At 64.4% G+C, this 22,636-nt stretch carries 23 protein-coding genes, 1 tRNA gene and 1 riboswitch; of the genes, 13 read left to right on the top strand and 11 right to left on the bottom strand.

The genetic code is table 11. The features are described 5' to 3' along the window. The first annotated feature begins 166 nt into the window (after positions 1–166). Together ACKTEK_RS00925 and ACKTEK_RS00920 are read left to right on the top strand one after the other, a co-directional pair. On the top strand, positions 167–583 hold the full coding sequence (locus tag ACKTEK_RS00925; protein ID WP_409163362.1) for a tellurite resistance TerB family protein: 417 nt from the start codon (positions 167–169) through the stop codon (positions 581–583). A 193-nt stretch (positions 584–776) separates the two neighbouring features. Beyond that, a complete protein-coding gene (locus tag ACKTEK_RS00920; RefSeq protein ID WP_409163361.1) occupies positions 777–1,352 on the top strand; it encodes a L,D-transpeptidase in 576 nt (191 codons plus the stop codon). 10 nt (positions 1,353–1,362) lie between these two features. Here the strand turns inward: ACKTEK_RS00920 and ACKTEK_RS00915 are convergent, their stop codons facing one another. Continuing rightward, positions 1,363–2,004, bottom strand: coding sequence for an alpha/beta family hydrolase (locus tag ACKTEK_RS00915; protein WP_409163360.1), 642 nt, complete (start codon positions 2,002–2,004; stop codon positions 1,363–1,365). Between the two features lie 153 nt (positions 2,005–2,157). Here ACKTEK_RS00915 and ACKTEK_RS00910 point away from each other — a divergent pair, with 153 nt between their 5' ends. Then, on the top strand, positions 2,158–2,976 hold the full coding sequence (locus tag ACKTEK_RS00910; RefSeq protein ID WP_409163359.1) for a sterol desaturase family protein: 819 nt from the start codon (positions 2,158–2,160) through the stop codon (positions 2,974–2,976). Here ACKTEK_RS00910 and ACKTEK_RS00905 read toward each other — a convergent pair. Then, positions 2,970–3,842 (bottom strand): transporter substrate-binding domain-containing protein, encoded by an 873-nt coding sequence (locus ACKTEK_RS00905; RefSeq protein ID WP_409163358.1) that lies wholly within the window; start codon positions 3,840–3,842, stop codon positions 2,970–2,972. The genes ACKTEK_RS00910 and ACKTEK_RS00905 overlap by 7 nt on opposite strands. 142 nt (positions 3,843–3,984) lie before the next feature. On the opposite strand from ACKTEK_RS00905, the gene ACKTEK_RS00900 reads away from it, so the two are divergent. Together ACKTEK_RS00900 and ACKTEK_RS00895 are read left to right on the top strand one after the other, a co-directional pair. Next, entirely contained in the window at positions 3,985–5,073 is a 1,089-nt protein-coding gene (locus ACKTEK_RS00900) for a glycosyltransferase (RefSeq protein ID WP_409163357.1), read from the top strand. Between the two features lie 57 nt (positions 5,074–5,130). Continuing rightward, entirely contained in the window at positions 5,131–5,574 is a 444-nt protein-coding gene (locus ACKTEK_RS00895) for a hypothetical protein (protein ID WP_409163356.1), read from the top strand. Here the strand turns inward: ACKTEK_RS00895 and ACKTEK_RS00890 are convergent. Both ACKTEK_RS00890 and ACKTEK_RS00885 read right to left on the bottom strand, forming a co-directional pair. Next, a complete protein-coding gene (locus ACKTEK_RS00890; protein WP_409163355.1) occupies positions 5,564–6,232 on the bottom strand; it encodes an NYN domain-containing protein in 669 nt (222 codons plus the stop codon). The two genes, ACKTEK_RS00895 and ACKTEK_RS00890, sit on opposite strands and share 11 nt — an antisense overlap. Positions 6,233–6,334: 102 nt before the next feature. Beyond that, positions 6,335–7,300, bottom strand: coding sequence for an IS1595 family transposase (locus ACKTEK_RS00885; RefSeq protein WP_409164862.1), 966 nt, complete (start codon positions 7,298–7,300; stop codon positions 6,335–6,337). 108 nt (positions 7,301–7,408) lie between these two features. On the opposite strand from ACKTEK_RS00885, the gene ACKTEK_RS00880 reads away from it, so the two are divergent. Then, positions 7,409–7,618 carry a helix-turn-helix domain-containing protein gene (locus ACKTEK_RS00880; RefSeq protein ID WP_409163354.1) on the top strand — a complete coding sequence of 70 codons (210 nt, stop codon included), beginning with the start codon at positions 7,409–7,411 and terminating at the stop codon, positions 7,616–7,618. Between the two features lie 183 nt (positions 7,619–7,801). Here ACKTEK_RS00880 and ACKTEK_RS00875 read toward each other — a convergent pair whose 3' ends face one another. Further along, complete coding sequence (locus ACKTEK_RS00875; protein ID WP_409163353.1) at positions 7,802–8,329, bottom strand: hypothetical protein; 528 nt, start codon at positions 8,327–8,329, stop codon at positions 7,802–7,804. A 127-nt stretch (positions 8,330–8,456) separates the two neighbouring features. On the opposite strand from ACKTEK_RS00875, the gene ACKTEK_RS00870 reads away from it, so the two are divergent. Continuing rightward, complete coding sequence (locus ACKTEK_RS00870; RefSeq protein ID WP_409163352.1) at positions 8,457–9,128, top strand: glycosyltransferase family 2 protein; 672 nt, start codon at positions 8,457–8,459, stop codon at positions 9,126–9,128. Here the strand turns inward: ACKTEK_RS00870 and ACKTEK_RS00865 are convergent. Next, the gene (locus ACKTEK_RS00865) at positions 9,119–9,724 is read right to left on the bottom strand and encodes an SCO family protein (protein ID WP_409163351.1); all 606 of its coding nucleotides are present in this window, start codon (positions 9,722–9,724) and stop codon (positions 9,119–9,121) included. The two genes, ACKTEK_RS00870 and ACKTEK_RS00865, sit on opposite strands and share 10 nt — an antisense overlap. Before the next feature lie 44 nt (positions 9,725–9,768). Next, a complete protein-coding gene (locus ACKTEK_RS00860; protein WP_409163350.1) occupies positions 9,769–9,954 on the bottom strand; it encodes a hypothetical protein in 186 nt (61 codons plus the stop codon). A 219-nt stretch (positions 9,955–10,173) separates the two neighbouring features. On the opposite strand from ACKTEK_RS00860, the gene ACKTEK_RS00855 reads away from it, so the two are divergent. Next, entirely contained in the window at positions 10,174–11,214 is a 1,041-nt protein-coding gene (locus ACKTEK_RS00855; RefSeq protein WP_409163349.1) for a hypothetical protein, read from the top strand. A gap of 8 nt (positions 11,215–11,222) precedes the next feature. Here ACKTEK_RS00855 and ACKTEK_RS00850 read toward each other — a convergent pair. Then, positions 11,223–11,297: transfer RNA gene (locus tag ACKTEK_RS00850), tRNA-Gly, on the bottom strand. A gap of 189 nt (positions 11,298–11,486) precedes the next feature. On the opposite strand from ACKTEK_RS00850, the gene ACKTEK_RS00845 reads away from it, so the two are divergent. After that, the gene (locus ACKTEK_RS00845) at positions 11,487–12,311 is read left to right on the top strand and encodes an ion transporter (protein WP_409163348.1); all 825 of its coding nucleotides are present in this window, start codon (positions 11,487–11,489) and stop codon (positions 12,309–12,311) included. A 112-nt stretch (positions 12,312–12,423) separates the two neighbouring features. Next, positions 12,424–13,419: a radical SAM protein gene (locus ACKTEK_RS00840; RefSeq protein WP_409163347.1), complete on the top strand. Its 996-nt coding sequence runs from the start codon at positions 12,424–12,426 to the stop codon at positions 13,417–13,419. A gap of 21 nt (positions 13,420–13,440) precedes the next feature. Here ACKTEK_RS00840 and ACKTEK_RS00835 read toward each other — a convergent pair whose 3' ends face one another. After that, a complete protein-coding gene (locus ACKTEK_RS00835) occupies positions 13,441–14,547 on the bottom strand; it encodes a 2'-deoxycytidine 5'-triphosphate deaminase (RefSeq protein ID WP_409163346.1) in 1,107 nt (368 codons plus the stop codon). 72 nt (positions 14,548–14,619) lie between these two features. Beyond that, positions 14,620–14,698, top strand: a riboswitch (SAM riboswitch). Between the two features lie 112 nt (positions 14,699–14,810). Between ACKTEK_RS00835 and metZ the strand changes: the two genes are divergently transcribed. The 3 genes from metZ to ACKTEK_RS00820 all read left to right on the top strand — a co-directional run bounded on the left by metZ (position 14,811) and on the right by ACKTEK_RS00820 (position 17,944). After that, positions 14,811–16,010, top strand: a complete 1,200-nt coding sequence (gene metZ, locus ACKTEK_RS00830) for an O-succinylhomoserine sulfhydrylase (protein ID WP_409163345.1) — start codon at positions 14,811–14,813, stop codon at positions 16,008–16,010. 82 nt (positions 16,011–16,092) lie between these two features. Then, positions 16,093–16,488: a Co2+/Mg2+ efflux protein ApaG gene (gene apaG / locus ACKTEK_RS00825; protein ID WP_409163344.1), complete on the top strand. Its 396-nt coding sequence runs from the start codon at positions 16,093–16,095 to the stop codon at positions 16,486–16,488. A 10-nt stretch (positions 16,489–16,498) separates the two neighbouring features. Next, positions 16,499–17,944 carry a TrkH family potassium uptake protein gene (locus ACKTEK_RS00820; RefSeq protein ID WP_409163343.1) on the top strand — a complete coding sequence of 482 codons (1,446 nt, stop codon included), beginning with the start codon at positions 16,499–16,501 and terminating at the stop codon, positions 17,942–17,944. 1 nt (position 17,945) lies between these two features. Here ACKTEK_RS00820 and ACKTEK_RS00815 read toward each other — a convergent pair whose 3' ends face one another. Beyond that, the gene (locus ACKTEK_RS00815; protein ID WP_409163342.1) at positions 17,946–21,083 is read right to left on the bottom strand and encodes an efflux RND transporter permease subunit; all 3,138 of its coding nucleotides are present in this window, start codon (positions 21,081–21,083) and stop codon (positions 17,946–17,948) included. Next, a complete protein-coding gene (locus tag ACKTEK_RS00810) occupies positions 21,080–22,456 on the bottom strand; it encodes an efflux RND transporter periplasmic adaptor subunit (protein ID WP_409163341.1) in 1,377 nt (458 codons plus the stop codon). The genes ACKTEK_RS00815 and ACKTEK_RS00810 overlap by 4 nt, the downstream gene beginning before the upstream one ends. Positions 22,457–22,636 lie beyond the last annotated feature (180 nt).

Here is a 22,636-nt window from a genome sequence, read left to right as displayed (position 1 = left end):
TCCTGCACAGCAAGGCTTTGCAGACGGCGCGGAACGTATGAAGCGCCGCGCGGGGCGTCAATCGCGGAAATGGCGGCAATCGGGCGCATAACCGCCTTTCCCTTTGCGGCACCATGTTCTAGCGTCCCGCCAGACCGATTTGCCCCGACGTGAACGAGGATCGACGATGACCGCGACGCTTTCGCCCGAAGAAGCCCTGATCTACGTGATGGTGACCATGTCCGCCGCTGAAGGCACGATCAGCGACGACGAGATCGCCGAGATCGGGATGCTGGTGCGCACGCTGCCGGTCTTCGCGGGTTTCGACACCAAGAAGCTGGTGGACACGGCGGAAGCCTGCGGCGAAATCCTTGCAGCCGAAGCCGACGGCCTGGAAAGCGTTCTCGACCGGGTCGCCGACGCGCTGCCGCCCAAGCTCTACGACACAGCCTATGCGCTGGCGGTGGAAGTGGCCGCTGCCGATCTTGAAGTCGCGCAGGAGGAGCTTCGCTTCCTCCAGCTTCTGCGCGACAAGATGGCGCTCGACAAGCTCGTCGTTGCGGCAATCGAGCGCGGCGCGCGCGCCCGGCTTCGCACCCTGTAACAATTCCGCACCAGCATGGCAGCCCTGCCTCACTTCGCGCTGAGCGGGGGTTTTCGTGCGCGTCTCGTCTGGTAGGCTTTGCCCATTCGGGATGCGGCATCATCCGTCTATCGCGGTTTGATTGAGGGCAGCGCTTCGCTGCCGGAACCGGTTCGGATTGCCGCGCGGGAACAAGCTGCCGGAAGGGGACAGGATGCTCACACGTCGCAACATTCTTTTGGGGGGCATCGCGTCTGCACTGCTTCCCGCAACAATCGCGCCGACCGAGGCGCAGGACCTGCCGGCCTTCCTGCGAGGGATCTTTCCCGGTGCGGGCATTCGCTCCGTGCGGATCTCCGAGAAATATGCACCGGGCACCATCGTCGTGGACCCGCGCAAGTACTCGCTCTACCTCGTGCTGTCGCGCGGGCGGGCGCGGTCCTACCCCATCGGCGTTGGCCGTGAGGGGCGTGGTTTCCGAGGCACGGCCACCATCCGGCGCAAGGCGGAATGGCCGAGCTGGACGCCGACACCGGCGATGATCCGGCGCGAACCGAAGAAATACAAGCGCTTTGCCGGCGGTGTGCCGGGCGGACGCTCCAACCCGCTGGGCGCGCGCGCGATGTATCTCTACCGTGGCGGGCGCGACACCTATTTTCGCATCCACGGCACCAACCAGCCCAACACGATCGGGCGCTCGGTTTCGGCCGGCTGCATCCGCATGCACAACTCGCACGTCACCGATCTCTATAACCGCGTCCGCATCGGCACGCGGGTCATCGTGATCTAGGACAGGTCCGTCAGGGCTGCGGGCCTTCGCCCAGCATGAACGCCGACGCCGCATCAGCTGCGGCATCGAGGTTGCTCGTCCAAGTGGCCGCGGCGCGGCCACGTGGTTTCAGGTCGTGGTCACCGTCATCCGACCAGACGAACCGGACGTGATCGGCAATGTCGTAACCTTCCACTTCCTCACGCTTGCCGAAGGGGTCACGGTCGCCCTGGCAGACGAGGACGGATGCGCGCGCCGCATTCAGCGGGTCGAGGCGCAGGGCGTCCGGGTTGCCAGGCGGGTGGAACGGGTAGCCGAGACAGACGACGCCGGGGATATCGTCGCGGGTGCCCGACAGCATCGCGGCAACGCGCCCGCCCATGGACTTGCCGCCGATGAAGAGCGGCATGGTGCCAGTGTCCTCGCGCGCATAGTCCAGCACCGCGCCATAGACATCGACCAGCTTGTCGGCGCGCGGCGGCGGTTTTCTCTGGCCCGCGCGGCGCGCCAGCATGTAGGGAAATTCAAAGCGCAGCACGCGGATGCCGCGCTTGCCGAGGCGTTCGGCCATGCCATCCATGAATGGCGAATCCATCGGCGCACCCGCCCCGTGGGCCAGCAGCAGACCTGCCGCCGCATCCTCCGGCCCGCTTGCCAGGAATTCCGCTTTCATTGCCTCAATCCGCCCGCGTCCGCCGTGCCTGCGTCAAACCGGCGCAAACACGCGCATTTGAGCGCCCATGTCCGCAACCGGCCTTGTTCACCCCGATAGGTAGGACAACATTGCGCTTGAGCGATATGGCGCGCAGGACACACGGAGCAGGCGATGCTTGAGCAGATCCCCGAAGCGACATTGCGGCTGTCGGCATTCGCCAGCGTGCTGGTGGCGATGGCGCTCTACGAACTCGCCTTTCCGCGCCGCAAGCTGGTGATCGGCCGCGGGCGACGCTGGTTCACCAATCTCGGCATCGTGGTGCTGGACAGCGTCCTGGTGCGGATACTGTTTCCCGTCGTCGCTGTCGGTGCGGCACTGTGGGCAGACAGCGAAGGCTACGGGCTGTTCAACCTCGTCGCCGTGCCCGGCTGGGTCGCCGGCGTTCTCGGGTTCCTGCTCCTCGACTTCGCGATCTGGGGCCAGCACCTCGCCTCGCACAAGATACCGGTCCTGTGGCGCGTCCACCGCGTCCACCATTCCGACCGCGATATCGACGTCACAACGGCTTTGCGCTTTCACCCCATCGAGATCGTGCTGTCGATGGTGTTCAAGATGGCGATTGTCGTCGTATTCGGAATCCCGCCGCTGGCGGTGCTGATCTTCGAGGTGGTGCTGAACGGCATGGCGATGTTCAACCACGCCAATGTCCGGATGCCGGTCTGGCTCGACGCCATCCTGCGCAAGTTCGTGGTGACGCCAGACATGCACCGGGTGCATCACTCGATCATCCACCTGGAAACGGATTCTAACTACGGCTTCAACCTGTCTGTCTGGGACCGGCTGTTCGCGACCTATATCGCCCAGCCGAGCGAAGGCCATGACGGCATGACCATCGGCCTTGCGGAGCACCAGAGCACCGAGCCGACGCGGTTTGCGTGGTCGCTGCTGTTCCCCTTCCGGCCCGTGCGCGCGCCCAAGCGCGATCAGTAATAGCCGCGCGGGAAGTAGCGCAGGAAAATCTCGAAATAGCGGCCGTTGAAGTAGATGCGGCTCATGGCGAAGTCGATGGCATCGCGCAGTTCCTTGCGCTGCGGATCGACCGCGACCGCAATCCCCTCCCCGAAGAAGCCGAGGTCGGTATAGGCCTCGCCAACGAAGATGCAGCACTTCTGCGCGGACTGGGAGTTGAGCCAGACGCTGGCGGACAGAGCATCGGTGAAGACCACCTCCAGCGCACCGCCCTGCAAGGCGGCGCGCAGGGCCGCGTGGTCCTCGAAAGGGACGCGCTCGGTCTGCGGGAAATAGGTTTCGATGAAGCGCGCATGCGGCGAGCCTTCAACCACGCCGACCTTGGTGTCGGCCAGCGTGGCGTTGCTGATGATTTGCAGGCGCGACTTCTTCGTCGCGACGAAGCGTGCCGGCCGTCCGAGATAGGGATGGGTGAAGAGGTACTTCTCGCGGTTCTCCGCCGTGATCGGCACCGGCGCGATGATGGCGTCGCCCCGCCCCTCCTCGATCGCCGCGGTAAGCAGGTCCCACTTCAACTCCTGGATGGTGCAGGGAATGTCGAGTTCCTCGCAGACCGCGCGGGCAATATCGACATTGAACCCGGCAGGCAGGCCATCGGGACCGGTAAAGCTGAAGGGCGGCGATTCCTGCTCGGTGAGGAAGCGAATCGCACGCACCTTGGTGCGGTCGGGCTTGGTGAAACGGCGGTTGGGGTCCCAGAACCCCGGCACGTTCACGCCGTCCGGCTCCTGCGCCCGGACAGGGCCAAAAACCGCCGTAGCGGCAAGAATTGCGGCCAGCATCAGCAAAGCCAGCGAACAAAACTTGAGGTTGGTCGCGGCTGGCATGTTTACAACCCTGATCATTCGCTGTGAAACTGTCGGCATGTTCGCCGTTTATAGGGGCATCGGCGTCAGCGCGTAAGGCCTCGCAACCAGATTTGGCAGGGCAGCGTCCATGACCAAACAGGCGCGAAGACCGGGACGGCCCATGCGCGAAGCGCAGGCTGCGGCGGACTTCCGGCTCGACCGCGCCGGGCTGGCGGATGCGCGGCTTCACCCTCGCATGGCGCCCGATACCCATCTCAGCGCCGCACGCATGGGCACCCACGCCGTGCTCGACAGCGGGGAGGGCCGGGGCCTGTCCGCCGTCCTCGCGGTGTCCGCCGAGCGGCTGGAACGCCGCCCGGGCTTGCGTGAAAAACTGCTGTCCATGCCGCAATGGCGCGGGCGGGTTGTTGCATCGTCGGCTGACGAGATCGCTGCGCTCTACATGCGCGATCCGCATGCCGGCATCGTGCCGCGCGCGGTCTCCACTTTGGCGGACCGGTTCCCCTCCATGAGCGCGCGGCGCACGCTGAGCGGCTTGCAGGCGCTGTGGATGGTGCTGCTCGCCTGCCTCATTGCCTACGGTGCCTATGCCGCGCCGGACACGACGGGACGCTGGGCCGTGCTTGCGCTCAGTCTCGTGTTTCTGTCGGCCACCGCGCTGCGGCTGGTGGCGATGCTGCTGCCGATCCCGGCGTCCCATCCCTGGCTCGACCTCACCGACGCGCAATTGCCGGTCTACACCGTGCTCGTGCCGCTCTACCGGGAAGCGGCAATGGTCCCGGGACTGGTCGGGGCGTTGAATGCGCTCGACTACCCGCGCGAGAAGCTCGACATCAAGATGCTGCTGGAGGAAGACGACCTCGAAACGCGGATCGCGGTGGATGCCGCTGATCTGCCGCCGGAATACGAGATCCTCGCCGTCCCTCCCGAGGGTCCGCGCACCAAGCCCAAGGCACTTTCGGTGGGACTGGCGCTGGCGCGTGGCACGCTGGTCTGCGTGTTCGACGCCGAGGACCAGCCGGACCCGGACCAGCTGCGACAGGCCGCCGGCGCCTTCGCGCTGGCAGGCCCCCACCTTGCCTGCCTGCAGGCGCGGCTCGCCTATCGCAACTGGAACCAGTCGCTTCTGACGCGGCAATTCGCGATTGAGTACGCCGCCCAGTTCGACGTGATGGCGCCGTTCATCTGCTGGAGCGGTCTGCCGCTGCCGCTGGGCGGCACCTCCAACCACTTCCGCGGCATTAGGTAGCAAACGCACCAACACAACGCAGGACCGTTTTTCGCAAGTTGCTTACAATGCGTTGTCATGAGACGCGCCAGAACAGACACGTTTGACCACACCATCACCGGCCTGCTTACGAAGCGCGCAGACCTGTTCAATGAAGCCGAGACAATCAGAGACCGGCTGGCAGAGATCAGGAACGATATAGACGCGCTGGACCGCTCGCTATCGGTCCTCGGCTATGACGGCGACCTGGATGCAGCCATGCCCCGCCAGAAGCGGCATGTGATCTTCGGCAGGGGTGAGTTGACCCGGCAGGTGCTATCGACGCTCAGGGCCGCAGGGAAGCCGCTCACAAGCCGTCAGATTGCGCAGGAGATCGTTTCGGCGTCCGGTATGGATGCGAGAGACAGGAAGTTCGTATCTGACCTGACAAAGCGCGTGGGCAAGGCGTGTCGGCAGTATCCCGATGGAACGATCATGAAGGCCACGGATAGCCACGGGAACGTGGTGTGGTCTACTTTTTAGTAGGTCTGTCGTCAGGGTGCACCCACCAATCAGGGGGAGTATACTCATTTGGGCGTCTGGCAGCAGGTTTTTGACCGGAGCCGTCAAGCACGATTGGGGGCAATAAAGACTTTTCGATATGATCGAGATTCAGGGCTATTTTGCCACTAGCATATTCAAGGACGTTATTTGAAAAGTCCCGGTTTGGTGGTGCTACAGATACTAGCGGCTTATCTGGGAAGGCGTTTTTCATCATCTTAGCTGTAGCAGCTTGGTCAGAATCTGCACTGACCAAATAACACTTGTCGAAGACCCCATTCACAGCGTCATTAAACAGGTGGAGCGCTACATTAATATCGCCTTGTTTTTCAGTCGGTTTTTCCCAACGTCTATTGCAGCCCTTGCAGTTCATAGGCTCGTGTACGTAGTGGCCCCAAACAGTTGTAACCCCAGAAAGTTCAAGGGCCTTCTTGTATTCATTATGACGCCACCATTTCTGAGAGTCGCCGGGGTAGTAAGCGCTGCAATAAACCACCTTCACCAAGGTTTCCGACTTACTTGGAATCAGCAAATCAGCCAACTTCCACAGGTTACACCATTTTAGGAAGTCTTCATTTAATTCTGATATGCCGTGATATAGATTGAAGCCATCAACATAAAATGCGGAACGAATTGGCACCTAAACATCCTTGACAGTTTGCCCAATCCGACTCATATATCACTCATCAACGCGATGCGGTACGCCGCTAGCAGGCCCCCGGCTCCGGCTGGGGGTTTTTATTTAGGCAGCTTTCCGCTGCCAATACCCCTTCCACTGACGGCTGATCGGGTGCGTTAAGGCAGCGCGCGCGGCCATGAGATACTGCTCGCCGTTGCTGACGCGGCGGTTATCTTCGCGCCACGCCATTTCGTTCGCATAGGCCGCGAGATAGCGTGCGCTGATGTGATGGTGCGTTCCGACTTCGGCACGACGCAGCCGGGAAAAGTAGGACTCCGCCTGGTTGGTGCAGGCCTCGTGAGTTGAATAGGCCTCTTGATGGTTGATGCGCTTGGTCAGGAAGCGGGCGTGCAGCACGTCCCAATGGGCGGCTTCGTCGGCGTACACGGTCGCGGTCGGGTGTACCGACTTCGCAATGGTCGCGACAGCCTGGCCCTCTGACTTGAAGACTTGAGTGCGGGTGCGGCCCTTGCGCTCGCGCATGACGACGACGACACGACGCTTGCCGGTCTGGTGACGACGCAAGCGGCGGTCAATCCGGTTCTCACGCTTGTTGGCCGGGCGAATGTGACCACCAAAGTACCCGCCGTCCACTTCAACGTCGCCGGTCAGGAGGTCGTCTCCAACCTGCTCCGACGCGAGCGCTTCGCGGATTTTATGCGCCATCACGAAGGCAGTCTTGTACTGGACGTCCAGGTCGCGAGAAAGCTGTAGCGCCGGGTATCCCTTCGCGCCGTTCACGAAAATCGCAATGGCAAGGAGATAGTCGCGGATCGGCAGCTTGCGGCTGGCGAAGATGGTTCCGCTGGTGACCGAGAACTGATGATAGCAAGCCGCGCACTTGAACTTCTTGCGGCTCTTGATCTCGTAATGGTCAGTGCAGCCGCAGCGCGGGCAAACCGGATTTCCTCCGGTCTCCGCCCACCGGATTTCCCGGAAGGCCTCGCGCGCCTCGTCCTCGCTCATTCTGGCGACTTTCGCCAGAGAGAGCGACCGGGCCGCTGAGGAAAGGAGAAAATGCTGCGTCATCACCAAGCCAACGATTATCGTTGACCTGATACATAATGGTTGAAATAACCGACGTCAACGGTTTACGTTGGCCTTGACGAAAATAATTCAGGTCGCTATGTGACATGCATGACACCGGAACAATGCAGAGCAGCGCGCGGTTGGCTGGACATTTCGCAATCCCAATTGGCGGAGAAAGCGAACGTCTCGCTATCGACTGTGCGTGACTACGAGAAGAAGCGGAGAACACCGATTGCGAATAATCTGAGTGCTATTCAAGGTACTCTGGAAGCGCATGGAATCTCATTTACCGAGAACGGAATCACCGGCCCCGCCTGAGCGGAGCCGGTTTGACGAAATACGCAAATCGCATTATGCATTTGTATAGGTGGACGTAGTCGGAATCGAACCGACCGGCGGAACTTGATGAGGGTCCCCTCCGGCGAACCTGCTACCCCCGCCGATCCCCCGCCATCGCCTCACGCGATGGCAGGGAACCCATGACAAGGGTTTACGCTGTTGTCATGTACCACCTCCCGGACCGGCTTCACGGCCCTGCGCGGGATTGGAAAACAAGCCTACTGGCCGGTCCTCGACAGACTCTTGGCCAGTAGGCTTTTCTTTTGAGGGGAGCGAGAACAAACCGCTGCTCTCGTCCTTCTCAATCTCTCCGACCTCCCGCCACATGCGCGAAGCGGTCGTATTGATCTGCTGCCCAACATCTCTGTGATAGTGATGAGCGATGTAATCTCGGATGTGACGCGGAGCCAAACCAGGAAGCCCCCGCTGTCGCGCGTCGAACAACGCTTCCTTTATCATGGCGCGGACCGTCATCTGCGTGCCACCCGCATCATCGCCAACTGACGGCGACGATTCCGGTTCGTCTGGCGAGCCAGCCGCTCGCCCATCCTCTCCACTCAGGCGCGCAATGACTCGCTCGGCAACAGTCAGCTCTTCCAACTCGCTTTGCAGCGCAGTGATGCGCTTCTCAAGCCGCTCCAGTTCGCGGCTGACTTCATGTCGGCGGAGCTTGATAATGTTGATATCCATCCGACCCGTCTAGACTGACTCGTGATGGCAGTCAAGCAGTTGTGAGGGGTATCCATATCAGGATGCCGATTTGTTCACCTTCTGGGAAGGGGAGGCATGGCCGTAACGTTGGTGCGTTTGCTACCTAATGCCGCACTTCCGCACCAGCCTGCTGCGCGAGGCCGGCGGCTGGGACCCGTACAACGTGACGGAAGACGCCGATCTCGGCGTGCGGCTGGCACGGCTGGGGTTCAGCGTCGGGGTGATCGATTCAACCACCTTCGAGGAAGCACCCGCAGGCCTCATTGCTTGGACCAAGCAGCGCACCCGCTGGATGAAGGGCTGGATGCAGACCTTCCTCGTCCACATGCGAAATCCGCTGAAGCTTGCCGGCGACCTTGGCCCCATCGCGGGCTTCGGCTTCATCGGCACGGTGGTGGCAAACCTGACCGCGCCGCTGTTGCACCCGGCGGCCATCGGTTTCGTCATCTGGCAGGCGCGCAGCGGCATCTTCCTGGCTGGCAGCGATCCGCTGACGGCGACCGTCGCGGCGATTGCCTCAGCCAATCTCGTCTTCGGCTACATCGCCGCGCTGCTGTGCGCTGGCGTCGGCACCTACCGCCGCCCCATGGGCGGGCTGGCGGCGCACCTTGTGCTGACGCCGTTCTACTGGCTGCTTTCTGCGGTGGCCTTCATTCTCGCGGCATTCGACCTGGTGCGGCGACCGCACTTCTGGGCGAAGACGGAGCACGGCACCGCACGGGCCAATGCGCCCGTTGCGCTTCGGCGCAAGCGCCCGGCGCGCGTCGCCTACAGGTAGCCGCGCAGGGACTCCGCGACCTCCGCCGGGTCGCGGTCGAGGGAGACCGGGCCGACGAAATTGCCGTCATGATCGAACAGGTAGACCACCGTGGAGTGGTCCATGGTGTAGTCGCCGTCGTCCAGCGGCACCTTCTTGAAGTAGGCGCGATAGGCGCGCGCCATGTCGGCGACCTCTTCGGTCGTGCCGGTAAGGCCGGTCACCTGCGGATGGAAGTAGCCGACATACTCGTTCATCACTTCCGGCGTGTCGCGTTCGGGATCAACCGTCACGAACAGCACGTCGAGCTTTTCGGCATCCTTGCCGAGTTCCTCAAGCACCGTGGTCGCTTCCGACAGCTTGGTCGGGCAGATGTCGGGGCAATGGGTGAAACCGAAAAAGACCAGGTGCGCGCGGCCTTCGTAATCGGCCTGCGTGACGCGGTTGCCCTCGTCATCGATGAGCGAGAACGGCCCGCCGATGGAGATGCCGGCATCGGTCGCGACCGAGCTTCCGTCCTTGCCCATGGTGATGAGGTAGATGCTGTAGAGCGCGAAAGCGCCTGTCAGCGCGATCAGCACGGAGGCCAGCAGCGTGATGGTTCTTTGCGCGCGCATGGGGGCGTCCCGCTTTCGTGAATGTCCGAGACGGCAGCCGGCGGCTACATGCAGAGCCAGCCGATGCCCGTCGCCATGAGGTGGAACAGGGTGGGACCCATCGCAAACCAGCCCGCGACGCCGGCGACCACCAGCAGGGCGATGCCGGCATAGAACACGTAAGCGGCGAGCCGGCTTTCGCCCGCCTCCTGCGCCTCGATGTTCGTGCCGTGCTGGGTGGTCTCGGCCATGATCGGTCCAGGTTGCTGAGGCGCGCAACGCGCCTCGGGTTTCCAGCCTTCAATATATGCGGGGGAAGCCGTGCGGTCCAACGCAACACATGTCTTCCTTCAGTGACGGAAGGTCACACTTGCGGCAAAATCGCCCGATACAAGGCTTGGTCAGGATGCCGCCTCCCTTCGTGTTCGGCGCGCCCTGCCCCTTGAAACAGACGAAACGGATTGGCTGACGTGCCACGTCTTCGCGTAGCCCTTGTCGCTCTGCCCGTGCTGGTCGGTACGGCGTATTTCGTGCTGCCGGAAGGCTGGCGCGCGGGCGAACTGATGCGCGAGCGCGACGCGCCCGAGGCCGTCGCCGAGTACCAGCTCGCCAGCCTCAAGCCGGAGACGTACGAAACTGCCATCCAGCGCGCGCTGGCAGCCGACGATCCGGAACTGGCGCAGAGCATCATCGAGCTTGGCGAATCCCGCGACATTCAGCTGCCTGGCAAGCTGAAGGCGCACGCGGCGCTCGTTGCCGCCGCCAAGGACGACCGCAAGGCCGAGGAAGCCTGGAACGGTTTCGTCTCCGGCAAGGCCGACAGCGAGGCGGCGCTGGCGGGCGCGATTGCCGCCGACCTCACCGGCTACGGCGACATCCGCGACCTCGTGGTGCAGGCGCGCCATCACCAGAAGGGCGAGCCGGTCGACCACCTGACCATTGGCCTCGCCGCCGTCGGCGTCACGCTCACCGCGGCCACGCTGCTGACCGTTGGCGCGGCCGCGCCCGCCAAGGCCGGCATGTCGACCGTGAAGGTCGTTCACCGCACGCGCAGGCTGTCGCCAACCCTGACGAAGCAGGTGACGCGGCTTGGCCGGAACGCCGTCGACATGAGCGCGCTGCGCTCCATGACAGGCTCGCTGAAGAAGCTCGATCTCGTTGCCGCCCAGCGCAGCGCGCGGCTGATGCTCAAGCCCGGCCCTGCGCGCGCGCTTCGCCAGCTCGGCGACGATGTTTCGACGCTTGGCCGCAACACCGGCTATCGGGGCACGCTGCAGGTGCTGGAAAGTGCAGATTCCGCCCGCGATATCCAGCGCGTGGCGCGTGTCTCCAAGACATTCGGCCGGCGCACGCGCGGCGTGCTGGCGGTGCTCGGCGGCGCGGCGCTGTCGCTGGCATCCATCGCCACCACCGCGACCATGTGGATGATCTCGGCCATCATCTGGCTCGTCAGCGCGGCGTGGATGATCTCGCGCTTCGGGGTGTGGACCCTGCGCCGCATTTTCGGGTGAGGACCGGCTGGAGCGGGCGATGGGAATCGAACCCACGACATTCAGCTTGGGAAGCTGACGTTCTACCTCTGAACTACGCCCGCGCCGGAAACGCCATTTACGCGGTTTGGCCCGCCTCGCACAAGTGGCGCGCGCGACAGCGGCTGCATGTATCCTGTGCCGGACCGATCCGCTTGACGGCGGGCAGGCATTGACCACATGTCATCGAAACCTCCCAGCCCTTCAAGAATCCCCCGATGAGCGAACCAGAACCCGCCCCCCAGGACCCTGACATGAGTTTGCACGGCCGCGCCCTGCGGATGCTGAAGGACCCGCGGTTCGACCGCACGATCATGGTCCTCATCATCATCAACGCCATCACGCTCGGTCTCGAGACCAGCAAGACGGCGATGGAGAATTTCGGGCCGCTGCTGGTTTTCCTCGACCGGGCGATCCTCGCCATCTTCGTGGCCGAACTGGCCTTGAAGATGTTCGCCTATCGCGGCGATTTCTTTCGCGGGCCCTGGCGCATCTTCGATCTGGTGATCGTCTCCATCGCGCTGATTCCGGCGACGGAAAACTTCTCGGTGCTGCGCGCACTGCGCGTGTTGCGTGTGTTGCGGATGATATCGGTGGTGCCGTCGCTGCGCCGCGTGGTGGGCGCGCTGGTCTATGCCCTGCCCGGCATGGCCTCGATCATCCTGCTGCTGTCGCTGGTCTTCTACGTGTTCTCGGTGATGGCGACGAAGCTCTACGGCGAGACGTTCCCGGAGTGGTTCGGCTCCATCGGCGCGAGCCTCTACACGCTGTTCCAGGTGATGACGCTGGAAAGCTGGTCGATGGGCATCGTGCGCCCGGTGATGGACGAGCATCCGCTGGCGTGGATCTTCTTCGTGCCGTTCATCCTCGTCACGTCGTTTGCGGTGCTGAACCTGTTCATCGGCATCATCGTCAACGCCATGCAGAGCGAGCACGAGGACACCGCACATGCCGAGCGCGAGGCGCTGCAAGTGGGGACGACGGCACTGCACGAGGAGGTGCGCGAGTTGCGCAAGGAAATCCTGTCGCTGCGCCAACTCATCTCCGCAACGCGCAAGAACCAGCCAAAGAGCGGCTGAACACGCGGACAATAAAGCGAACGTGATGGGTTCGTGTGCGCTACGGACTATCTTTCACAAGTCGGCACTGTGATAGCTTCGCGCATATTCCAAGCACGGGGCCGCACCACGCATGAACGATCTTGAATCCGAACGCCGCCTGCACGCGGAGCGCCTCGACCCGGCGAAGTTCCGCGACCCGGACGTGACCGCCAAGGGCGACACCCGGGCGCGCGTCGGCCTCGATCATCTCGACACGCTGTGGATCAACACCGGCACGCTCTGCAACATCACCTGCCGCAACTGCTACATCGAATCGAGCCCGACCAACGACCGCCTCGTCTACATGAGCGCCGGGGAGGTTGCCGCCTATCTCGACGAGATCGCGGCACTGGACTTGCGGACCCGCGAGATCGGGTTCACCGGCGGCGAGCCGTTCATGAACCCCGACATCCTCGCCATGCTGGAGGACGCGCTATCACGCGGCTTCGAGGTGCTGGTGCTGACCAACGCCATGCAGCCGATGATGCGCCCGCGCCTGCGCGAAGGGCTGCTGAAGCTGAAGCCGCTGGCCGGCAAGCTCACCTTGCGCGTCAGCCTCGATCACCACTCGGCGGAACTCCACGACGACGAGCGCGGCAAGGGCGCGTTCACGCGCTCCATCGCCGGCATGACGTGGCTGAGCGATAACGGCTTCCGGCTCGCGGTCGCCGGTCGCACCTGCTGGGGCGAGACGATGGATGCGGGCCGCGCGGGCTACGCGAAACTGTTTGCCGAGTACGGTTTCGACATCGACGCCCACGACCCGGCGATGACGGTGCTGTTTCCCGAAATGGACGAGACGCTCGACGTGCCGGAGATCACCACCGACTGCTGGCGCATCCTCGACAAGTCGCCATCATCGGTCATGTGTGCATCGAGCCGCATGGTGGTGAAGCGCAAGGGCGCGGACCAGCCCACGGTTCTGCCCTGCACGCTGCTGCCCTACGACGAAGCCTTCGAGATGGGCGCGACGCTGGAAGCCTCGCTTGGTGCCGATGGCGGCTCGTTCGAGAACGGCAAGGTGAAGCTGAACCACCCGCACTGCGCGCGCTTCTGCGTGCTTGGCGGGGCAAGCTGCTCGGCCTGAGGAAATGGCCTCTTCCCAGATTCAGCGCTCGTAGGCGCGGAAGTGCTTGGAAAGCTTGAGGCCCTGTCCCTGATAGTTCGATTTCAGGCCCGAACCGTAAAGCTGGGGCGGGGTACCGGCGAGGTGTTCATAGACCAGCCGGCCGACAATCTGCCCGTCCTCGATGATGAACGGCACATCGTGGCTACGCACCTCCAGCACCGCGCGCGAGCCTGACCCGCCCGACGCCGCATGGCCGAAGCCCGGATCGAAGAAACCCGCATAGTGGACGCGGAACTCGCCGACGAGCGGGTCGAACGGCACCATCTCGGCTGCAAAATCCGGCGGCACGTGGACGGCTTCCTTCGAGGCAAGGATGTAAAACTCGTCCGGGTCGAGCACCAGCTTGGCGTCGCGGGCGCGGTGGATCGGCTCCCAGAAATCCAGAACATCCAGCGCGCCGACACGGTCGACATCGACGACGCCGGTGTGGCGCTTGGCGCGGAAGCCCACCAGCTGGTCCTGTCCCGACAGGTCCACCGAAACGGCGATGCCGCTTTCGATGCGCGGCTCGGTGGCGGCAACCAGCGTCTCGCGCGCATGCAGCCGCGTCAGGTCTTCGTCCGAAAGGCGCGCATCGCCCCGGCGAAACCGGATCTGCGACAACCGCGAACCGGTGCGCACGAGGATCGGGAAGGTGCGCGGGCTGATCTCCAGGTAAAGCGGACCGGCGTAGCCCGCCGCCACCTTGTCGAACACGCGCGAGCGGTCGGTGATGACGCGGGTGAAGACGTCGAGACGCCCGGTCGAACTCTTCGGGTTGGTGTCGGCGGCGATGTCGTCGGGCAGGTTCAGCGATTCCAGCAGCGGCACGAGGTAGACGCAGCCGGTTTCCAGCACCGCACCTTGCGACAGGTCGATCTCGTGCAGGGCAAGCTCTTCCAGCGGTTCCGCGACACTGCGCGTCGGGCCGGGCAGGAAGGACGCGCGCAGCCGGTGAGCCACCGTGCCGAGCCGCAGATCGAGGCTCGCGGGCTGGACCTGGTTCTCGGCAAGCGGGGCGGCAATGGCCACGTGGCGCTCGTTGAGAAGGCCGGAAATCTCGTCGGCTGGAAAGATGCCGGTCGGTGCCGTCGAGGCAGAATTCATCGTTAAGCCTTCACCCGTTGCGGCCAACCCATGTGCGACACGGCGCTTGACGAAATGGCAGCGGTCTGAAAAAACCGCCGCCGTGGTCATTTGAGCCGGCCGGCTTGCAGCCACGTTAAACAACTCGCTAAAAGGCCGGGCGGACGAAATCCACCCGGCATTGTCATTAAGACGCTTAGGGCATATCGCGAAATGCCCGCAAGTCTTTGACTGCCGGTTTTTTTGTATCCGCCCGCTCTTTTTTGAGCGGAAGAGGACAGGACATGACCGACCTACCCGAACACCTCGCCAACGCCGGCGACGAGACCCTTCTCGTGCACGGCGGGCAGACACGCAGCCCGCACGGCGAAACAGCCGAGGCCCTCTACCTGACATCCGGCTTCGTCTACGAGAGCGCGGAATCCGCGGAAGCCCGCTTCAAGGGCGAGGAAGACGGCTACGTCTACTCGCGCTACGGCAACCCCACGGTTTCCATGTTCGAAAACCGCATGGCGGCGCTTGAGGGCACGGAAGGTGCGCGCGCCACCGCCAGCGGCATGGCAGCGGTCAACGCAGCGCTGATTTCCAACGTGAAGGCCGGCGATCACGTCGTCTCGTCACGCGCGCTGTTCGGCTCCTGCCGCTTCATCGTGGAAAACCTGCTGCCGGGCTTCGGCGTGGAATCGACCATCGTCGACGGTGCCGACCTCGACCAGTGGCGCGCCGCGATCCGGCCCAACACCAAGCTGCTGTTCCTGGAGACGCCGTCGAATCCGAACCTGCGACTGATCGACATCGAGGCGGTCGCGAAGATCGCCCACGATGCCGGCGCGCTGCTGGTCGTCGACAACGTCTTCGCGACGCCGCTGCTGCAGAAGCCCTACAAGCTGGGCGCCGACATCGTCGTCTATTCCGCGACCAAGCATATCGACGGACAGGGCCGGTGCCTCGGCGGGCTGATCCTCGCCAACAAGGAGATTCTCGACGGTCCGCTGAAGGACTTCATCCGCCACACCGGCCCCTCGCTCAGCCCGTTCAATGCCTGGGTGCTGCTGAAGGGGCTGGAGACGCTGCCGCTGCGCGTCGAGCGCCAGTGCGCGAACGCCGCTGCAGCAGCCGACCTGCTGGCGGACAGTGCGAAGGTGGACAGCGTGCTCTATCCCGGCCGCGCCGACCACCCGGATGCCGAGCTGGTGAAGAAGCAGATGCTTGGCGCCGGCACCATGCTGGCGGTGGACTTCAAGGGCGGCAAGAAGACCGCGTTCGAATTCCTCAACGCGCTGAAGATCATCCGCATCTCCAACAATCTCGGGGATTCCAAGTCGCTCGCCACCCACCCGGCGACGACCACGCACCAGCGGCTGACGCCGGAGGACCGTGCGGAACTTGGGATCGGCGACGGCATGGTGCGCATCTCGCTCGGCATCGAGAGCGTGGACGACCTGAAACGCGACATCGAGACCGCGCTGCACGCGATCGGCTGATCCCCGAGCAGCATCGGTCTTGCTCCCCCAGCGCCCTTGGTTTACGCCCAAGCGCTGGGGAAACAGCGCAAGCCAAGGCAGCATGACATTCAGGGCGACGACGCAGGGGGTCGAGGTGACGGCGGAACCGGAGTTTTCTCCGGAGCGCTCCGACCCCGATGCCATCCGCTATTTCTGGACCTACACGATCACGCTGCGCAACACGACGGCGCAGCGCGTGCAGCTGCTGACGCGCCACTGGGATATCGTGGACGAGACCGGGGCGCGGCAGGCGGTCGACGGGCCGGGCGTCGTTGGCGAGCAACCGATACTCGCACCGGGCGAGCAATTCCGGTACACAAGCGGCGTACCGCTGGCGACGCCGTCCGGCGTCATGCGTGGGCGGTACGGAATGCGCGGCGAGGACGGAACCTCCTTCGACGTGGAGATCCCGGCATTCTCCCTCGACAGTCCGCACGCCGACCGCAGCGTGAACTGAAGGCGACAGCGTGAGCGATCTGAGGCCGATATTCCTCGTCAACGGCATCCTGCTGGCGACGCTCGGCGTGCTGATGATGATCCCGGCCTTCGCGGATCTCTTCTACTACAATCCCGACTGGGTGGTCTTCGCGGCCTCCGGGCTCATCACCGTCTTCGTCGGCGTGCTGATGTGGGCGACGGCGCGGGGCAAGTCGATGCGTCTCACCACCCGCCACGGCTTCCTGATGACGACGACGGCGTGGATCCTGCTGCCGGCCTTCGGCGCGGTGCCATTCGTGTGGTCGGAGCCGGGATTTGCCATCACGGATGCCTATTTCGAGGCGGTGTCCGGCATCACCACCACCGGCGCGACGGTCTTCACCGGGCTCGACACGATGCCGCCGGGCATTCTCACCTGGCGGGCTGTGCTGCAGTGGATCGGCGGGCTGGGCATCATCGTCATGAGTATCGCGGTCCTGCCCATGCTGCAGGTCGGCGGGATGCAGCTCTTCAAGGCGGAAGCCTTCGACACGCCGGACAAGATCCTGCCGCGCGCAAGCCAGATCGCGGCCTCGCTGGTGGGCATCTACGTGCTGTTCACCGCGCTTTGCGCATTGGCCTACCACATGGCCGGGATGCGGCTTTTCTACGCGATCCTGCACGCCATGTGCACGGTTGCGACGGGGGGCTTCTCCCCGCACGACGCCTCCATCGGCTACTATCAGTCGGCGGAAATCGAGATCGTCTGCATCATCTTCATGCTGGCCGGATCGCTGCCGTTCCTGCTCTACGTGGATTCCTTCCGGCGCGGACCGGGGCGGCTGTTCAAGGACGCGCAGGTGCGCACGTTCCTCGCTCTGGTCGCCACCTTCACGATCCTGATCTGGCTGGAGCGCGTGGAAGAAGGTGCAGAGCCTGTCTTCACCCTGCGCGAGACGATGTTCAACTTCGTCTCGGTGATGACCGGCACCGGCTTCGCCACAACGGACTTCAATACGTGGGGCGGCTTCGCGATGATCGCCATCTTCATGGCCATGTGCATGGGCGGCTGCGCCGGGTCGACGTCGTGCGGCATCAAGACCTTCCGCTTCATGGTGCTGTGGGAGGACATCAAGCAGCACCTGATCTCCATCGTCTCGCCGCACCGCATCCACGTGAAGCGATACAACGGGCGCCCGCTCGGCGATGACGTCTCCGCTGCCGTGCAGACCTTCTTCTTCCTCTACGTGGCGTCCATCCTCGTGCTGGCGACGCTGCTCGGCATGGTCGGTCTCGACCCGCTCACCGCGCTGTCCGGTGCGGCGACGGCGATCTCGAATGTCGGTCCGGGGCTCGGCGATGAAATCGGGCCCGCGGGCAATTTCGCCGGCCTCCCGGGCTTGGCGAAATGGATGCTCGTCGGCGGGATGATCCTCGGCCGGCTTGAGCTCTTCTCGGTGCTGGTGCTGTTCCTGCCGCGCTTCTGGCGGGGCTGATCTATTCGGCAGGCGCTGCGTGATCGCGGCGGCCGGGGAACAGCGCGTCGCGCATCCACGCGAATATGCTCGAGATATCGTGCCCGATGGCGAGATAGGCCGGCACGAGGAACAGCACGAAGAGCGTCGCCACCGCCAGCCCGAAGACCAGCGTGATCGCCATGGGCAGCAGGAACTGCGCCTGAAGGCTCTTTTCCGTCAGCAGCGGGGCCAGCCCGCCGACCGTCGTCAGCGAGGTGAGCAGAACCGCGCGCAGGCGGTCGCAGGAGGCGTTGATTGCGGCCACGTCATACGCCTCACCCATCTCCTTTCGCTCGGTGGCGCGGCTGACGAGGATGATGGAGTCGTTGACGAGAATGCCCGACAGGCCGAGCAGGCCCATCAGCGACAGGATCGTCAGCGAAAAGCCCATCAGGTAGTGGCCGAGCACTGCGCCGACGAAGCCGAACGGAATGACGAGCATGACCGCCAGCGGCGTGAAGTAGCTCGCGAAGACCCAGGCCAGCACGAGATAGATGATGCCAAGGCCCATCATTGCGCCGAATTGCAGGTCCTCGAACGATTTCTTTCGCTCCTCCTCCCGGCCCGCATAGCGATAGTCGAGGCCGCGGCGGCCCGCGATCTCGCGCACGATGCCGGACTCCTCCAGCGCGCCGATCAGTTCGGTCGGGGTGGCAACATCGGTGTCGAGGTCGGCGGAGACGGCCACCACCGTGCGGCCATCGAGGCGCTGGATGATCGAAAAGCCCTGCCGCTCATTGAGCGTGACGATCTCAGTCAGCGGCACGAAGCTGCCGGTCGGCGATTTCAGTGCAAGATTGGTGAGCGCGGCGATGCCCTCCTCGGCCTGCTCGCGCACGACGCGTATGGTCACTTCGTCGTCACCATCGGCAAAGCGGCGCGCGATGGCACCATCGAAGGAGTTGCGGACCTGCTGGCCGACACTCTGGAGGGTGAAGCCGAGCGCAGTGCCGCGCGGCGTCAGCTCCATGACGATCTCGGGCTTGCCGTAGGACAGGTCGTCGCTGATGGATGACAGCCCGGGATAGGAGGCGAGCGCATCGCGCAGTTCCAGCGCGGCGGTCTTCAGTACCGCCGGTGAGCCGTCGCTCAACTCGATCTCCACGTCGCGGCCGGGAGGCCCGCCGCGCGGGAAGGTGATGACGAGGTCCTCGATGCCGGGGATTTTCGGTGTCGCCTGCCGCCAGCCGCGAATGATCTCGGCGGTGCGCACCGAGCGCGACTCCGATGCCGTGAGATGGACCGTGAGCGAGGCGGCATTGGTGCCGCGCGTGTTGCCGGCAACGCCAAGCTGGGTAAAGCGGGCGCGCACGAGTTCCTCGCCTTCCGGCGCGAGGCTTTCCACCGCTTCGTCAAGCGCCTCCTCGATGCGGTTCATGGCCGACAGCACATCTTCCTGCGGGGTGCCGGCAGCCATGACGACGCGGGCATTGATGCTCTCGGCCTCAGGCGAGGGAAAGAATTGGAAGCCGACGCGTCCGCCGCTGATCGCGCCAAACGCGATGATGATGCTGGCGATTGCGAGCGCCACGGTCACGTAGCGCGCCTTCACGGCGAGGGTCGCCAACCAGCGGAACGGCTTGTCGCGGAACCAGTTGAACGCGCCATCGAGGATGCGGCGGACGCGACCCGGCTCGGTTCGCATCCTGGCGAGCGAATGGCGCAGGTGGCCCGGCAGCACGAAGAACGATTCAACGAGGCTCGCAAACAGCGCTGCTATGACAACGAGCGGCAGCGCCGACATGATCTGCCCGATCGTGTCGCGCACGAAGAACAGCGGCAGGAAGGCGGCCTGCGTCGTCAGCGTTGCGGCGACGACCGGCCAGAACATGCGCCCCGCGCCGCGTTCGGCCGCCAGTGCCGCACCGTCACCCTCGGTGAAGCGGGTGGCAGTGTGCTCGCCCACAACGATGGCATCGTCCACGATGATGCCGAGCATCATGATGAGCGCGAAGAGCGAGATCATGTTGATGGACTGGCCGGACAGCAGCATCAGCCCCAGCGTTGCCATTACCGCTGTCGGAATGCCGACCGCCACCCAGAAAGCGACGCGCGCGTTCAGGAACAGGAACAGCGCGATGAGGACCAGCGCGAGGCCTTCGAGCCCGTTGAAGACCAGCAGGTTGATGCGTTCCTGCACCCGGTCGGCGCGCACGTTGTAAAGCGAGATGTCGAGGGACGGCGGCAAGGTGCCGCGCAGGTTCTCGATGTAGTCCATCACCAGCGCTCGGCTTTCCAGCGTGTCGGAATTGAGCGCGCGCTGCACGTCCAGTTCGACCGCACGGCCCATGCCGCGATAGCCAGCGGACTGGTTCTCGTCGAAGGTGGTCGAAACCTCCGCGATATCGCGCAGCAGCACCTTTTCGCCGGTGATGCCGGAGACGATCTCGATCTCGCCGACCGCGCCGGGAGTGTCGTAGTCGGTGAGCGAGCGAAGCTGCTTCTCGATGGCACCGTTGAGCGTGCCGGAGGGCGTGTCGCGCGTTGCCTGCCCGATGCGGGTCGCGACATCTCCGACAGAAAGCCCCAGCCGCCGCAACTGCCATTCGGGAATGACGACGCGGAACTCGCGGTCGCGCACGCCGGTCATCTCGACCTTGTCTATACCGGCATCGAGCAGCCCGTCGCGAATGTCGCGGGCATGGGCGCGAATGGCTTCCTCGGAGAACGGCCCGGAGACGGCGACGGTGGCGACCGTCTCGTACCAGACATTGCGGGTGACGATCGGCTCTTCCGCCTCTTCGGGCAGCGTGGTGATCTGGGACAGCGCCGTCTCGACGTCCGACTGCGCCTTCTGCATGTCGGTGCCCTGCTCGAACTCCATGGTGATGGAGGCGGAGCCTTCACGCGCGTACGAGCGCAACTCGTCCAACCCGTCGAGGAAGCGCAGGTTCGGCTCGACGGATTCCAGGATGTTGGCTTCAATGTCTTCCGCGCTCGCGCCCGACCACGTGACGGAGACGGAAATGCGCGGCGTGTCGACGGTCGGGAAGAATTGCGTGTTGAGCCGCATCAGCGCGAATGCGCCGAACAGCAGCAGCATCGCCATCAGGAGGTTGGCGGCATTGCGGTGATGGATGAAGAACCCGAGGATGCCCCGGTTCGGCTCCGGTTTCATCGCGTCGTGGCCCGGCTGTCGGCAGCGGACGTGCGCTGGCCGCCACGCTGCGAAGTTTCATTGCCGGAAGCATCGTCCTCGGCGGGCGGCGCGGAATCGTCGCGCACCTTCAGGCCCTCGCCGGCTTCGGTGATGCGGGTGGTGACGACGCGGTCGCCCTCGGCAAGGTTGCCGCGCAGCAGCAGGTCGCTCCCCGCACGGCCCAGCACCGTCACCTCGCGGGCGCGCAGGCGGCCTTCCTCGACCACGTAGACCGTGTTGGTGCCATAGAGCGCGGTTGCGGGAACGCGGGCAGCATCGCGGTAAGTGCGGTCGGCAATCTCGACCTGCACGAATGCGCCGGGGCGCGGCAGCAGGGCCGCGCCGCGCAGATCATCCGCGCCGATGCTGGCGAAAACCTCGACGCCGCCACGCGCGGCCTCGATTTCCGGCGTCACCCGGTCGACGGTCGCGGAAAACCGGCGCGGCTCCTCGCCCGCGTACCAGGTCACCTGCACGTCGCGGCCGACAACGCTGCCGGCGTCATCGGCGATGCGTCCAAACTCGGAATCCGACAGCACGAAGCGGATGTCGAGCCGGTTCGCGTCGATCAGCGTCGCTACAGCGTCGTTGATGCCGACGAGACGACCGGTCTCGGCAGCAGCGTTCGCGACATAGGCATCGAAGGGTGCGCGCAGCGTGGTGTTGGCCAAGTTGCGCTCGGCCTGCCGCTGCTTCCATTCCAGCCGCTCGATAGCCGCTTCCTGCTGGTCGCCACGAGCCCGGTCGATGGCCTGCTGGTTCTCGCGCTGGGAGACGGCCTCCTTGCGCTGGTTCACGGCGATGCGGCGGTCGTCGACCGTCTTGGTGGAGACCGCGCCGCGCTCCGACAGGTCCTCGGCGCGCTTGAGATCGCGCTCGGCAAGTTCAAGCTGCGTGCGGGCCAGCTCCAACGCGTCGACCTCTAGCTCGATCTTGGCCTCGATCTCGGCCAGCCGCGCGCGCGCCTCGGCGAGGTTTGCGCGCGCTTCCACGACCGCGCCCTCGTAGTCGAAGGCGTCGATTTCCAGCAGCTCCTGCCCCTTGGTGACGATGCCGCCCTCGCGCAGTTCCGGCGCGACCGAGACGATCTCGCCGGATACGAGCGCGCGCAGGTCCACCTTCCGGGCTGCCGTCGTGGTGCCGTAGGTCGTCAGTTCCGGGCGGTGGTCGGTGTAGTCGGCGACGACGGTGGACACGGTCCACTCGCGCTCGACCGGCGGCCTGCGGGCAACCTCGGGCCTGGTTTCCTTGAGGTAGCGATAGCCGTAGAAGGCCCCCGCCAGCGTACCGACGAACAGCGCTGCCAGCACGACGACGCGAAACAGCCGGGCTGCCAGCGAAGGGCGGGGCATATATGTGTCAGTTGGCGGCAACGCTCGTGCCTTCCTCTTCCGGGTTCAGCGCGGTTGCGCAGACGTCTCAGCCATTATAACGCAGGCCTCGCGCCGACCTTACGCACAATTGCGGCGCATTGACGCGCGATGCGGCGGGTTTATCCTGTGCATCCCGCCGCAGGACCGGACGTCATTCAA

It is taken from the genome of Tepidamorphus sp. 3E244, from assembly GCF_046159835.1.
GTDB lineage: Bacteria > Pseudomonadota > Alphaproteobacteria > Rhizobiales > Tepidamorphaceae > JACKJK01.
Note: the sequence above shows the minus strand (reverse complement) of the source record. Positions and strands in the feature narration are given on the sequence as shown.